Genomic DNA, 14,256 nt, shown 5'->3' with positions numbered 1-14,256 from the left:
TAGAGCAGCTGACTCTTAATCAGCGGGTCCGGGGTTCGAGTCCCTGGCGGCGCACAGACAAGCAAGGCCCCTCGCAGAAGCGAGGGGCCTTCGCGCTGCCTGGCCGCTTGTGGGCAGGCGCCGCTGACCGTTGTGGGCAGTCGTTCCGCAGGGCTGGGGGCACCTCCCAGCGGTAGCTGGGGGAGGGTGGGCACAACCCACGACGGCGGGTGCCCTTGCGTACGGCCTCACGCACCCCCCGGTGGGCCAAGCGCTGGCAGCCCCCGGAGGGCCCAGCCCTGTCCATCGACGGAGTGAGTGGGCGGCAAACCGCAGGGTACGCGGGGGACAAGTCCAGAAAGTCGACGTGTCGACGCTGGAGGCGCGCCATGACCCATCCGTTCCCCGACCCGGTCCGGCCTGGTCCGACACCAGGCCCCGGGCAACCCGATCCGCCGCCGGGCCCCGTCCCCGACCCGGACCCGGCGCCGAGTCCTGAGCCCCACCCGGGCCCGGACCCGGCGCCCGGGCCCGGACCGGGTCCAGGGCCTGCCCCAGGTCCGAGTCCAGGACCCGGCCCAGGACCCGGTCCAGGACCCGGCCCAGGCCCAGGGCCAGGCCCAGGTCCTCAACCCAACCCCGTGCCGCAGCCACCCCCGTCGCCGATCCCCAAACCGCCGGGTCCCGACCCGGTGCCGGACCCGGAGCCCGGGCCTGTCTCCTGGCCCGGGTGAGTCCTACGCCGGGATCTCGGACCTGTCTCCGCCCCACCGCGTGTGGAACGAACCCTCACGGTCGGTACGCCGATAGGTGTGCGCGCCGAAGAAGTCCCGCTGGCCCTGCGTGAGCGCGGCCGGCAGGCGTTCGGCGCGCAGGGCGTCGTAGTACGCGAGCGCCGCCGAGAAGCCGGGCGTCGGCACGCCCTGCTGTGTCGCCGCGACCAGCACCGCGCGCCAGTCGTCCTGCGCCGAGCCGATCTCGCGCGCGAAGCCATGGTCGGCGAGGAGGCTCGGCAGGTCCGGACGGGCGCCGTACGCGGTCCGGATGCGGTCCAGGAACGCCGCGCGGATGATGCATCCGCCGCGCCAGATCGAGGCGATCGCGCCGAGGTCGATGTCCCAGCCGTACTCCTGGCTGCCCGCCGCGATCTCGTGGAAGCCCTGCGTGTACGACACGATCTTCGACGCGTACAGCGCCTGTTCGACCTGGTCGGCGAACCGGCCCGCCTCGGTCCTGTCCAGCGGCTGCGGCTTGGGGCCCGCGAGTCCGCGTGCCGCTCTGCGGAGGTCCGTGTGCCCGGAGAGCGACCGCGCGAACACGGCCTCCGCGATGCCGGACACCGGCACACCCAGGTCGAGCGCGATCTGCACGGTCCAGCGGCCGGTGCCCTTCTGCTCGGCCTGGTCCTGCACCACGTCCACGAACGGCTGGTCCGTCATGACGTCCTTGTGCGACAGGACCTCCGCCGTGATCTCGATCAGATACGAGTCGAGCCGCCCCTGGTTCCAGGTGCGGAAGATGTCGGCGATCTGCGCGGGGGAGTAGCCCGCGACGTCCCGCAGCAGCTGGTACGCCTCCGCGATCAGCTGCATGTCCGCGTACTCGATGCCGTTGTGCACCATCTTCACGAAGTGCCCCGCGCCGTCCGGGCCGACGTGGGTCACACAGGGGGCGCCGTCCGGGGCCTTCGCGGAGATCTTCTCCAGCATCGGACCGAGCGAGGCGTATGACTCCGGCGAGCCGCCCGGCATGATGCTCGGCCCGTGCAGCGCTCCCTCCTCGCCGCCGGAGATGCCGGTGCCGACGAAGTGGATGCCGCGGTCGCGCAGTTCCTTCTCGCGGCGCCTGGTGTCCTCGAAGTGCGCATTGCCGCCGTCGATGATCATGTCGCCGGATTCCAGGAGCGGGGAGAACTCATGGATCACCGCGTCGGTCGGCCCGCCCGCCTTGACCATGATCACCAGGCGGCGCGGGCGCTCCAGCGCGGCGACGAATTCCTTGGCCGATTCGGCGGCGATGAAATCCCCCTCGTCCCCGAACTCGTTCATGAGGGCCTGTGTCCTGGAAACGGTGCGGTTGTGCACGGCGACGGTGTAGCCGTTCCGCGCGAAATTACGGGCGAGATTGCGCCCCATGACCGCGAGCCCCGTGACGCCGATCTGGGCTGAAGTGCTCATGTGCCTGTAGCTCCTGGAATCGGGAATGCCGGTCGTGACGGCCAGTATGGCTCCGCGGCGTGCTCTGTCCGGGGCGACACTGTGCCGCCCCGCGCGGAAACCGCACGCAGTGAATTTCCTTCGGCGCGCCGAGGGGACATACGTCGGGCGTTGCCGGGCCGTTCAGTGCAGGCGGGCCTTCCGGGCAATTCGGTGTGCGCGGAAGGGATTTGAGCGGCCGATTGCTGTCTTGTCACGGCGTGTTCCCGGCGTCTACTTTTGCGGCGCCTGATGCCGCGGGGGTGCAGGGACGGCCCTCGTACGTCGCAAGTGAGAAGCAAGGGGGGCTTCCCATGGCCGTACGCGGTCGCCATCGCCGTCACCAGCCGAACCGGATCAACCGCGCATCGCTCACCGTCACCGCCGGTGGCGCCGGAATGGCCATACCGTTGATCGGCACCGGCACGGCGCATGCCGCCGACGTGGAGACCTGGAACAAGGCCGCGGCCTGCGAGTCGGGCAACGACTGCGGGGACCGTGGGGGCGACACCTCCGGCACCGGTACGGCGAGCAGTCCGCAGGGCAACAGGAAACGCGACGTCAAGGACGTCAGACCGGAGACCACACCGCAGTCGGGCGCCGGGACGGCCGAGATGTACACCGTCGTCCGCGGCGACACCCTCTCCGGGATCGCCGAGGCGCGGCAGGTGCGGGGCGGCTGGCAGCGGCTGTACGCGGTCAACCGTAGGACGGTCGGATCCGACCCGAACCTGATCATCCCCGGACAGCGGCTCTCCCTACGGGTTTCGGCCACACCGGGCACGGACGACGCGCACGTTTCGAGCAAGCAGGACAAGAGCAAGGACTCCGACGGGCGTTCAGACGACCGTACGTCCGAGGCGACGTCCGAGGCGCCCTCGCAGGCGGCGAATGGCAGCGACACGAGGGCCGGGACAGGCACAAAGCACGAGACGCGCCGGCTCGCCGCACCCGTCGCCGCCTCGCCCAGCACCCCGTACCGCGCCGCCGGCGGCTCGTGGTCGAAGGGTTACCACACGGGGGTCGACTTCCCCGTGCCCACCGGCACCTCCGTCAAGGCCGTCGCTGCCGGGCGTGTCGTGTCCGCGGGCTGGGGCGGCGCCTACGGCTACCAGGTGGTGATCCGGCACGCGGACGGCAAGTACAGCCAGTACGCGCATCTATCGGCGCTCACCGTGAAGGCGGGGCAGAACGTGGTGAGCGGCCAGCGCATAGCGCGCTCCGGTTCCACGGGCAACAGCACGGGCCCGCATCTGCACTTCGAGGTGCGGACCGGGCCCGGTTTCGGCTCCGACATCGACCCGCTCGCCTATCTGCGGGCCGGCGGGGTCACGATCTGAGCGACATCTGCATCGCCGCCGCGGAAGGGACGGTGACCGGCGCGGCGGGCACGACCGGCACCACCGGAGGTCCCGGCACCACCGGAGGTCCCGGCACCACCGGAAGTCCCGGAAGCACCGGAACCGCAGGCAGCGGCTCACCCAGGGGCCCGGCCGAGACCGCCGGCCTGGAGCGGACCACGGGCTCGGCGGGGACCACCGGCTCGGCGGACACCACTGGCCGGGCCGAGGTCACCAGCTCAGCGGAGACCACCGGCCCTCCGGCCGCCACCGGCGCCCTCGCGCCGCGCCGGCCCTCGGCGTCGCTGCTGATCCGCTCCGTCGTGAGCAGGATCAGCCCGCCCGCCGCCACGACGCCGCACGCGAGCGCGATCACCGTGCCCGTCGTGCCGTAGCGGAAGGACTCCCCGAACATCGTGATGCCGATCGCGGCCGCTACGACCGGGTTGACGACGGTGAGCGTTGCCAGTGGCGCGGCCAGCCCCGCACCGCGGTAGGAGGCCTGCGACAGCAGCATCCCCGCCGTCGCCAGCGCGCCTATCACCAGCAGGCTCGGCAGGTCCGCGATCGGCGAGGCGGCCGTCCAGTCCACCGCGACCGTCTTGGTGAACACCGAGGAGACGCCGAACGCGACACCCGCCGCTCCCGCGAGCAGCGCACTGCGCACCGCGGGGTGCCGGTGCGCCGCGCGTGCCGCGGCCATCAGCGCGACGATCCCGCCCGCGGTGGCCAGCCCCACGGAGAGCCGCTGCGAACCGTCCAGCGAGTGCGACCCGGCCGAACCGGTCAGCGACAGCAGACCCGCGAGGCCGACGGTCGCCATGAGGGCGCCGCGCCACGCGGTGGCCCCGGCGCGACGGCGCACGAACAGGGCCGCCATGGGCAGCGCGAAGACGATCGTCAGCGCACCCAGCGGTTGTACGAGACTCAACGGGCCGTACGCGAGCGCGACCACGTGCAGCAGGCCGCCGATGCCGCTGAGAGCGACCGCCGCCCACCAGCCCGGACTGCGCATCGGCGCGTACGGCTGGTCCGGCGTACCCGCCGCGACCCGCTCCTGCACGATCGCTCCGCCTGCATAGGCGACGGCGGAGACCAGGGAGAGCAGCACGGACAGCGCGAGGGCACTCATGGGGCGCTCCTCGTCACGGGCTCCGGCGCACGGTCGTCTGTCATGCCTTCCACGATGCCGTCCGAGATCGTTAACGTCGTCGTCCCTGGGCATGCATCACGTCGTACTGCCGATGGAGTACGACGGGCCCCGGGTCCTCCCCTGGGTGGGTGACACCGACGGCGGGCCCGCTCGTGACAGGCGACGTGCCTGCTGCCGCTTGCTCTACTGCTGTCGTGCCTCACCACCCCCTCCGCCCGGGCCTCGACACAGCTGCCTCGTGCCGTCGCCCGCACCCGCCGCACCCCGGACGCCTCCGCGGGCGGCCCTCGCGGCGAACAGGCTCCGTTGCGCTCTTCCGCAACAGCCCCAAGTGGGTGACCATGAAGGAGGAGCCGGCTGAGGGAACTGGGGGTTCTGCGTGAAAGTGGGGCTGATCACCCGGGAGTACCCGCCGGACGTCTACGGCGGCGCGGGGGTCCATGTCGAGTTCCTCGCCCGCGAGCTGAGGGCGCTCACCGACCTGCAGGTGCACTGCTGGGGCGAGGGCGCCACCGACGGCGTCCACCGCCACCGCCCGTGGCCCGTCCTGGACACGGCGAACGACGCCCTGCGCACCTTCTCCGTGGACCTGTCGATGGCGGCCGCGCTCGAGGGCCGCGACATCGTCCACTCCCACACCTGGTACGCCAACCTGGCCGGCCATCTCGCCAAGCTGCTGTACGGCGTCCCGCACGTGGTGACCTCGCACTCGCTGGAGCCCCTGCGTCCCTGGAAGGCCGAGCAGCTCGGCGGCGGATACGCCCTGTCCGGCTGGGCCGAGCGCACCGCGATCGAGGCCGCGGACGCCGTCATCGCCGTCTCCGGCGCGATGCGCGAGGACATCCTCACCTGCTACCCGGCCCTGGACCCGGCGAAGGTGCACGTTGTCCACAACGGCATCGACTCCGAGATGTACCAGCCCGACCACGGCACGGACGTCCTGGAGCGCATCGGCATCGACCCCGACCGGCCGTACGTCCTCTTCGTCGGCCGCATCACGCGCCAGAAGGGCGTGCCCCACCTGCTGCGCGCCGCGCGCCGGCTGGACCCCGCCGCACAGCTCGTCCTGTGCGCGGGCGCCCCCGACACCCCGGCGATCGGCCAGGAGTTCCGCGCCCTGGTGGACGAGCTGAGGCCGCTGCGGGACGGGGTGTTCTGGATCCCCGAGATGCTGCCGCGCGGCGAGGTCGTCCAACTCCTCACGCATGCGCGGGCGTTCGTCTGCCCGTCGGTGTACGAGCCGCTGGGCATCGTGAACCTGGAGGCGATGGCGTGCGGCACGGCCGTCGTGGCGTCGGCGGTCGGCGGCATACCGGAGGTCGTCGCGGATGGCACGAGCGGTCTTCTCGTGCCCTACGCGGCGACCGAGCAGGAACGTTTTGAAGAGGGTCTCGCGGAGGCCCTGAACCGGCTCGTCGCGGATGCCGGGGAAGCGGCACGCATGGGCGAGGCCGGACGAGAGCGGGCCGTGCGCGAGTTCGGCTGGGACACGGTGGCCCGGCGCACGGTCGAGGTGTACGAGAAAACGGTATGACGCCGGCGACGGCGTGGGCGGCAGAGGGGGCGCGATGCGCGGTGGACCCAATGTGCTGGGAATCGTCCTGGCAGGTGGCGAGGGCAAACGGCTTATGCCGCTGACCGCCGACCGGGCCAAGCCGGCGGTCACGTTCGGCGGCACGTACAGGCTCGTCGACTTCGTGCTCTCCAACCTGGTCAACGGCGGCATGATGCGCATCTGCGTCCTGACGCAGTACAAGTCGCACTCGCTGGACCGGCACATCACCACGACCTGGCGGATGTCGAGCCTGCTGGGCAACTACGTCACGCCGGTCCCCGCCCAGCAGCGGCTCGGCCCCCGCTGGTACCTGGGCAGCGCGGACGCCATCCTGCAGTCCCTGAACCTCGTGTACGACGAGCAGCCGGACTACATCGTGGTGTTCGGCGCCGACCACGTGTACCGCATGGACCCGCGGCAGATGCTCAGCCAGCACATCGAGAGCGGTGCCGGAGTCACCGTCGCCGGCATCCGGGTGCCGCGCGCCGAGGCCTCGGCCTTCGGCGTCATCCAGCCGGCCCCCGACGGCATCCGCGTGGGCAACTTCCTGGAGAAGCCCGCCGACCCGCCCGGTCTGCCGGACGCCCCGGACAAGGTCTTCGCCTCGATGGGCAACTACATCTTCACCACGAAGACCCTCATCGACGCACTCCAGCAGGACGCGGAGATCGAGGAATCGGTGCACGACATGGGCGGCTCCATCCTGCCGATGCTCACGGAGCAGGGTGTCGCCCACGTCTACGACTTCGACGGCAACCACGTGCCGGGCGAGACCCCGCGCGACCACGGCTACTGGCGCGACGTGGGGACCCTCGACGCGTACTACGAAGCCCACATGGACCTGATCGCGGACCAGCCAGTGTTCAACCTCGACAACCGGCAGTGGCCCATCTACACGCACTCGGGTCAGCTGGCGCCCGCCAAGTTCGTCGCGGGCGGCATCGCGAGCGAGTCGATCGTCAGCCCCGGCTGCATCATCCGCGGCCAGGTCACCCGGTCCGTGCTCTCGCCGGGCGTGGTCGTGGAGGAGGGCGCCGTCGTCCAGGGCTCGGTGCTGCACGACAACGTCCACGTGGGGCGCGGTGCGGTCGTGCGCGGCGCCGTGCTCGACAAGAACGTCGACGTTCCCGCGGGCGCGGCCATCGGGGTCAACGCTCAGCGGGACCAGGAGCTGTACACCGTCTCCAAGGGAGGCGTCATCGCCCTCGGCAAGGGACAGCAGGTGCTGTAACCCGGGAGCGGGACTTCGTACGCCGGTCGGCCGCGAACCGTGGAGAACCCGCGGTTCGCGGCCGATATGCATGTCATGGGTCCCACGTGTCACACCGCTCCCGCGGGGGCGGGTATTAATCTGCTTTTAACTGAGCGTAGCCTGATCGTACTTGACCGTAATCGCTTGCCGCCGATTGACTGCAGGCTCACCGTCGTCCACGCGAGGCAAGCCGTTGACTCCTGACCTGCTGGCACCACTCGACCTGGCGTTCTGGAACATCGAGTCCGCCGAACACCCGATGCACCTCGGTGCGCTCGGCGTGTTCACTGCGGACTCGCCCTCCGCCGCCCAGCACGCGGCCGAACTCCTGGCCACCCGTGCCGCCGCCGTCCCCGGCCTGCGGATGAGAATCCGCGACGTCCTGCTGCCGGTCGGCGGGGCGGCCCGCGTCCCCGACCGCGGCTTCGACCCGGTCGACCACGTCCGGCTCACCGGACCGGTCCGGGACTTCCACGCGGCCGCGGGTGCCCTCATGGAGCGGCCATTGGACCGGTGCCGGCCGCCGTGGGAGGCGCACGTCCTGCCCGCCGCCGACGGCACGTCCTTCGCCGTGCTGTTCAAGTTCCACCACGCGCTCGCCGACGGACTGCGCGCCCTGACGCTCGCGGCGGCCGTGATGGACCCCGTCGATCTGCCCCCCGCCCGCCCCCGTCCGGCGGAGGAGCCCCCGCGCGGTCTCCGGCTGCCCTTGCCGGGCGTGCGGCCGCTCACCCTCGGCGACCTGGCTCCGCGCAGACTGCCAGGGCTGCTGAGGGAGGCTGTCGCCGATGTCACACAGGCGCTCGACATCGGCGCCTCCGTGGCACGCGCGACCTGGGACGTACGTTCCTCTCCGGCGCTCACCTCGCGGGCCACCGGCACCCGGCGGACCGCCGGGGTCGCCCTCGACATCGACGACGTCCACCGCGTACGCAAGGCGGCCGGCGGCACCGTCAACGACGTGCTGATCGCCGTCGTCGCAGGGGCGCTGCGCCGCTGGCTGGACCAGCGCGGCGACGGCAGCGAGGGCGTCGAACCCCGCGCGCTCATCCCCGTCTCCCGGCGCAGGCCGCGCACCGCGCACCCGCAGGGCAACCGGCTCTCCGGGTACCTGATACGGCTCCCTGTCGCCGATCCGGATCCGCTCGCGCGGCTGCGGACCGTGCGTACCGCCATGGACCGCAACAAGGACGCAGGACCGAACCGGGGCGCGGGCGCCGTGGCGCTGCTCGCCGACCATGTGCCGGCGCTCGGCCACAAGCTGGGCGGGCCCGTCGTCGGACAGGCGGCCCGGTTGTGGTTCGACATCCTGGTCACCAGCGTGCCGCTGCCCAGCCTCGGCCTGAAGCTCGGCGGCTGCCCGCTCGCCGAGGTCTATCCGCTCGCGCCGCTGGCCCGGGGCCAGTCCCTCGCGGTCGCCGTGTCGACGTACCGCAGCCAGGTGCACTACGGCCTGGTGGCCGACGCGGACGCCGTGCCCGACCTGGACCGGCTCGCCCAGGCCCTGCGGGACGAGCTGGCGGAGCTGGCCGGGCTCGCCGAGGCCGAGGCGCGGAGGAGGGTCGCCGTGGAGTGAGCGGTTTGGTGGGAACACGCGTGCCTACGTAAAGTTCGGCTCTTGGAACGTCAGGGTGCGCGAGCAATACGAGGACAGACAGCGATGACGGTGACACAGGACAGCCAGGACCAGGAGTACGGTCCGGGCATCGACCCCGAACGTCTCGCTGTCTGCCTCGCGGTGCTCGAGGAGCTCGACAAGCTGGATGTCGACCACCCTGACGCGATCGCGGTGCGGCGTGCCACCTCCGGCATCTACCGCACCGTGAAGCAGCGGCGCCGCCAGGAGCGGCGGGCCGCCAAGACCGCGCACGACAAGGCCGTGACGGAAGCCACGGCGACCGGCTCGGCCGAGCGGATCGACGACGAGACGCAGGGCATCCTGCCCTCGTCCAGCGCGAAGGGCGAGATCGCGGGCATACTCCAGCGCCCGCGGTCCTGCTACGTCTGCAAGCAGCGATACGTCGAGGTCGACGTCTTCTACCACCAGCTCTGCCAGACGTGCGCCGCCGAGAACCGGGCCCGCCGCGACGCCCGCACCGACCTCACCGGCAAGCGGGCACTGCTCACCGGCGGCCGCGCCAAGATCGGCATGTACATCGCTCTGCGGCTGCTGCGCGACGGCGCGCACACCACGATCACCACGCGCTTCCCGAACGACGCGATCCGCCGCTTCAAGGCGATGCCGGACAGCGACGAGTGGATCCACCGGCTGAAGATCGTCGGAATCGACCTGCGCGACCCGGCCCAGGTCCTCGCGCTGGCCGACTCGGTCGCCGCCGCAGGCCCGCTCGACATCCTGATCAACAACGCCGCGCAGACCGTACGCCGCTCTCCGCAGGCCTACAGCGAACTCGTGGCCGCCGAGGCGGCGCCGCTGCCGGCGGGTGAGCTGCCCTCTGCCGAGGTGATCGGCACGTTCGGATCCGGCGCCGTCGCCGAGCTCCCGGTGGCGGGGGGAGGGGCGCTCACGGCGCAGGACGTCACCGAGCTCGCGCTCGTCTCCGGCTCCGCGTCCCTGGAGCGCATCGCGGCCGGTACGGCGATCGACGCTGGTGGCCTGGTGCCCGACCTGCACGACACCAACAGCTGGGTCCAGACCGTCGAAGAGGTCACCCCCGTCGAGCTGCTCGAGGTCCAGCTCTGCAACTCCACGGCCCCCTTCATCCTGATCAGCCGGCTGCGTCCGGCGATGGCGGCGGCGGCCCGCACCCACGGCGGCCGCGCGTACGTCGTGAACGTCTCCGCCATGGAAGGCGTCTTCGGCCGCGGCTACAAGGGCGCCGGCCACCCGCACACGAACATGGCCAAGGCCGCCCTGAACATGCTGACGCGCACCAGCGCCAAGGAGATGTTCGACACGGACCGCATCCTGATGACCGCGGTCGACACCGGCTGGATCACCGACGAGCGCCCGCACCCCGACAAGGTCCGCCTCGCCGAGGCCGGCTTCCACGCCCCGCTCGATCTGATCGACGGTGCGGCGCGCGTGTACGACCCGATCGTGCGCGGCGAGGCGGGCGAGGACCTGTACGGCGTCTTCCTGAAGGACTACGCGCCCGGAAAGTGGTGACGACGCCGGGAGCTGCACGCCACCGCTGTGGGCAGTCGTGCCGCTAGGGGCGGCACGGGTGGGCACAGCGGCACCCCTGCGACGCAGGGCACCCCGTGCCACTCCCGGGTGACCACGTCTGAGGAGGCGCCCAGAGCAGCGGCGGCCGGTCAGGAAATGTGAGTGACCGTCAGCCTCGGGGAAGAGCCGCGGAGTTGGCCGGGAGGCCCGCTCCTCCGGGCCGGAAGCGCTGGGCCGCCGCCACCAGTTCCAGCACCGGTCGCCAGTCCTCCATGACCCCCGCGTCGAGCCCGGCGACCTTCGCGGAGTCGTCCGCCTGCCGCAAGGTCACCGCGTCCTCGGCCATCGGGTCGCACTCGAAGGCCCTCGCCTCGGCAGGCGTCATCGCGCCGCCCTGCAGCTCCAGCGTGAGGGCGCTCTGCGGCGACAGTCCGTGCCACGGGTCCGTCGCCGCCAGATAGCGCTTGGCCGGCACATGGAGACGGACGAGGCGGGCCACGCGGTCACCGAGCAGCGGCCGTACCGCGAACGCCGCGTGATCCGCGTGTGCGGCCTCGTCGCCTGGGCGCAGCAGGTACCCGATGTCGTGCACCAGGCCTGCCACCTGGAGTTCCTTGTCGCTGGGGTGGGAGCGGCGCAGCAGCGCGGCGGTCTGCAGCGCATGGTCGTGGAGATCGACCGGATCGCCGGTGCGGTCCGGGGTGTCCCATGCGCCACGGCAGGCGTACAGGACGTCCATCAGCTCCTCGACGCTGCGCAGTTCGATGTCCTCCGTGCTCTTCATCCGCTCCATGCGCGACTCCTCCCACGGGTTCCGGACTGCCGGTACGGTCAGCACAGCACGGCCGTCTGTCGAGGCAGCCAACGGCGCCTTAACGGTGCGCCTTCGCTATCTGCATGCGCATGCCTGCGGCTCTGCATGTGCATGCCTGCGGCTCTGCATGTGCATGCCTGCGGACCTGCGTCGCGTGCGCCTTTGCTCCCTGTGCGCGCATCTGCGCGCGCATGCGGCTCGCGCGATCCTGCGATCGCTCCCCGGCTTGGCGATAGCAAGCGGATCGGGCGGAGTTGGGTGAGAATCAGACCATGGCTGAGTGAAATCACGGCAAACCAGACACGGTCGTGCCAGTTTTCAGCCCCATCGAGCGGGCACCCGCTCATATGGTTACCCTGGGGGAGACGGACCTTCCAGTGGGTTCCACCAACACCCATGGTCCGTCCCGGGACAAGCCGGCCACCACGGCCCATTCCCACCAGAACCGGCGCCACCGCGACCGAACTGCCCAGAAATTGCAGCCCATCGGGCGGCGCCGGCGCCCGGCAGCGGCGGGCCATGGCGGTACGTCCGGGGTTACCCGACACAGAAGGAGTGCGCGGTGACACCAGAGAAGGCGAAGAGCGACAAGCGCCCCAAGGAACGCACGGAGCGCGCGGGCCGCCGACCCGAAGAACTCGGCAGCCTCGACGTGTGGGCCCGGTCGGCCCCCATCCGGCTTGCGGGCTACGAAGACGACCTTGCGGAGCCGCATATCCTGCCCAGCGTCGACTGAGCGTCACCCCCACTCACCGGTCGCTCCGCATTCCCTGCCGGAGCCGCCCACAGCCGCTCCGGAAACCCGTTGACCAGCATGGACGCGACCATGCAAGACTCGTGTCCATGCTGATCAGAGACGCGGGAACCGGTAAGCACGGCGAGGGTGAAAGGAACGGCGAGGACGCCGACTGGTCCCAGATCTGGCCGTTCTGGCGGAAGACCGTCGCTGCCCGGGAGACCTACTCCTGGGACCCCGACACCCCCGAGGAGAAGGCCCGCGCCCTGTGGATGGGCGCGGGCAAACGCGTCCACGTCGTGGAGGACGACGACGGCGTTATCGTCGCCTCCGCGTCTGTCGGACCCAACTACGGCGCAGGCGGCCCGGCCGCCCGTATCGCCAACGCCGGCTTCATGGTCGACCCCGACCATGCGGGCCGCGGCATCGGACGCCGGCTCGCCGAGCACGTCCTCGAGCAGGCGAAGGCCGACGGCTACACCGGCATGGTCTTCAACGCCGTGGTGGAGACCAACCCGGCGGTCCGGCTGTGGACCTCGCTCGGCTTCACCATCCTGGGCACCGTCCCGGACGCGTACGAGCACCCACGGCACGGGCTGGTGGGCCTGCACATCATGTACCGCGCGCTCTGAGGCCGGTACGGAGCGTATGCGTACGGCCCGCAGAGATCACGGCGAGGGCGCCGTGCGCACCCACGGGCGAAGCTCCTCCAGCTGCCCGGCCAGATCCAGCAGCCCCTGCTCGCATCCGGGCGGACCCACCAGCTGGACGGCGCAGGGCGCGCCTGAGGGAAGGGTCCCGAAGGGGACCGACATCGCGGGCCAGCCGGTCAGGTTCCACGGCGGAGTCAGCGGCGAGTACCGGGTGTTGGCCAGCACGTTCCGCAGCCAGCCGCGCTCGTGCCAGGGCGCGGCCGCCGGGCCGCGCCGCGCCAGCGCGGGGGTGAGCAGCACATCGTGCTCCTCGAAGAACGGCTCCATGAGCCGGCGCAGCTGCTCCCGGCGATCGCCCCGCCGCACCGCGCCGAGCAAACGGCGTCCGACCGCCGCATGGACGCGCGTCCGCCGGGTCAGCCTCCGCGGGTCGAGGCCCTGGGCATCCACGGCGGTACCCGCGGTCCAGTGTGCGAGCGACGTCGTGGCCAGCCACCACGGGTAGGGCGGGTCGGCGCGGCGGATCTCGTGGCCCGCGTCCGACAGCACGTCGGCCGCCTCGCGTGCGGCGGCCGCGTACGGACGCGTGACGAGCACACCGAGCAGCGGACTGCGCACGGACACGGCGATCTTGCGCGGGGACGACGGCCCGGGTCCGGGTGCCGGAGCGGCGTCCGCGAGTACGGAGAGCAGCAGCCGTGCGTCCTCCACCGTGGTCGCCAACGGGCCGTTCTCGGACATCCCGAACCAGTCGCCGTTGCCGATACCCGCCGGGACGGTCCTGGGGCCCGGCTTCAGCCCGATGAGCCCGCAGTTGGCGGCCGGAATGCGCAGCGAACCCATCCCGTCGTTGCCGAGGGCGATGGGCACCATGCCCGCGGCGACGGCGGCCGCGGAGCCGCCCGACGACCCGCCCGCCGTGCGCGTGGGGTCCCACGGGTTGCGGGCCGTGCCGTGCACCCCTTCGGTGGTGCCGAAGACGCACAGCTCCGGCACGTTGGTCAGCCCCACCACCACGGCTCCGGCAGCGCGGAGCCGGGCCACGGTGGGATGGTCGCTCGCCGCAGGCGTCTTGTCGGTGGCGGCGGAGCCGTTGCGGGTGGCCTCGCCGCGTACCGCGAGGTTGTCCTTGACGGCCACGGGCACACCCGCGAGGGGGAGTTCCGCCAGATCGGGGCGCGCCCCCACCTCGTCGGCCTCCGCGAGGACCTCCGTGGCGCGCACGTGGCGGAACGCGCCGATCCGCCCGTCGAGCTGCTCGATCCTCGCGCAGTGTTCCGCGACCACGTCGCGTGGTGTGACCCGCCCCTCGCGCACGGCAGCGGCGATCTCGGCGGCGGTACGGCCGACCCAGGTGGTCACGGCGGCTCCTCGGCTGTGGGCACCTGGAGTGCCCCTGACGGGTGCGGAGATCACTGTGCCGTGGCCGCGGGTGCCGCGTCGAGAGCT

General features: G+C 71.8%; 11 protein-coding genes. 7 read left to right on the top strand and 4 right to left on the bottom strand.

Annotation, left to right across the window (positions count from 1 at the left end; translation table 11 throughout):
• Window positions 1-716: 716 nt before the first annotated feature.
• Window positions 717-2,156, bottom strand: a complete 1,440-nt coding sequence (gndA, locus tag STSP_RS01530; protein WP_067270932.1) for an NADP-dependent phosphogluconate dehydrogenase — start codon at window positions 2,154-2,156, stop codon at window positions 717-719.
• 332 nt (window positions 2,157-2,488) lie between these two features.
• Here gndA and STSP_RS01525 point away from each other — a divergent pair, with 332 nt between their 5' ends.
• Entirely contained in the window at window positions 2,489-3,514 is a 1,026-nt protein-coding gene (locus STSP_RS01525; protein WP_067270929.1) for a M23 family metallopeptidase, read from the top strand.
• Here STSP_RS01525 and STSP_RS01520 read toward each other — a convergent pair.
• Entirely contained in the window at window positions 3,504-4,646 is a 1,143-nt protein-coding gene (locus tag STSP_RS01520) for a DMT family transporter (RefSeq protein WP_232789483.1), read from the bottom strand. The genes STSP_RS01525 and STSP_RS01520 overlap by 11 nt on opposite strands.
• A gap of 400 nt (window positions 4,647-5,046) precedes the next feature.
• Here STSP_RS01520 and glgA point away from each other — a divergent pair, with 400 nt between their 5' ends.
• The 4 genes from glgA (at window position 5,047) to STSP_RS01500 (ending at window position 10,604) form a co-directional block, all read left to right on the top strand.
• On the top strand, window positions 5,047-6,201 hold the full coding sequence (glgA, locus tag STSP_RS01515; protein WP_067270924.1) for a glycogen synthase: 1,155 nt from the start codon (window positions 5,047-5,049) through the stop codon (window positions 6,199-6,201).
• Window positions 6,202-6,235: 34 nt separating this feature from the next.
• Entirely contained in the window at window positions 6,236-7,453 is a 1,218-nt protein-coding gene (gene glgC / locus STSP_RS01510; protein WP_067270922.1) for a glucose-1-phosphate adenylyltransferase, read from the top strand.
• 214 nt (window positions 7,454-7,667) lie between these two features.
• Entirely contained in the window at window positions 7,668-9,050 is a 1,383-nt protein-coding gene (locus tag STSP_RS01505) for a wax ester/triacylglycerol synthase family O-acyltransferase (RefSeq protein ID WP_067270919.1), read from the top strand.
• Window positions 9,051-9,134: 84 nt separating this feature from the next.
• Window positions 9,135-10,604, top strand: a complete 1,470-nt coding sequence (locus STSP_RS01500; RefSeq protein ID WP_067270917.1) for an SDR family NAD(P)-dependent oxidoreductase — start codon at window positions 9,135-9,137, stop codon at window positions 10,602-10,604.
• A gap of 169 nt (window positions 10,605-10,773) precedes the next feature.
• Here STSP_RS01500 and STSP_RS01495 read toward each other — a convergent pair whose 3' ends face one another.
• Window positions 10,774-11,370: an HD domain-containing protein gene (locus STSP_RS01495; RefSeq protein WP_067270950.1), complete on the bottom strand. Its 597-nt coding sequence runs from the start codon at window positions 11,368-11,370 to the stop codon at window positions 10,774-10,776.
• 610 nt (window positions 11,371-11,980) lie between these two features.
• Between STSP_RS01495 and STSP_RS38100 the strand changes: the two genes are divergently transcribed.
• Together STSP_RS38100 and STSP_RS01490 are read left to right on the top strand one after the other, a co-directional pair.
• Window positions 11,981-12,154, top strand: a complete 174-nt coding sequence (locus tag STSP_RS38100) for a hypothetical protein (RefSeq protein WP_107441161.1) — start codon at window positions 11,981-11,983, stop codon at window positions 12,152-12,154.
• A gap of 107 nt (window positions 12,155-12,261) precedes the next feature.
• Entirely contained in the window at window positions 12,262-12,786 is a 525-nt protein-coding gene (locus STSP_RS01490) for a GNAT family N-acetyltransferase (protein WP_078066798.1), read from the top strand.
• 36 nt (window positions 12,787-12,822) lie between these two features.
• Here the strand turns inward: STSP_RS01490 and STSP_RS01485 are convergent, their stop codons facing one another.
• Window positions 12,823-14,169, bottom strand: coding sequence for an amidase (locus STSP_RS01485; protein WP_067270915.1), 1,347 nt, complete (start codon window positions 14,167-14,169; stop codon window positions 12,823-12,825).
• Window positions 14,170-14,256 lie beyond the last annotated feature (87 nt).

The sequence above is a fragment of the Streptomyces jeddahensis genome (assembly GCF_001642995.1).
GTDB lineage: Bacteria > Actinomycetota > Actinomycetes > Streptomycetales > Streptomycetaceae > Streptomyces > Streptomyces jeddahensis.
This window is presented reverse-complemented; position numbering and strand designations above follow the sequence as displayed.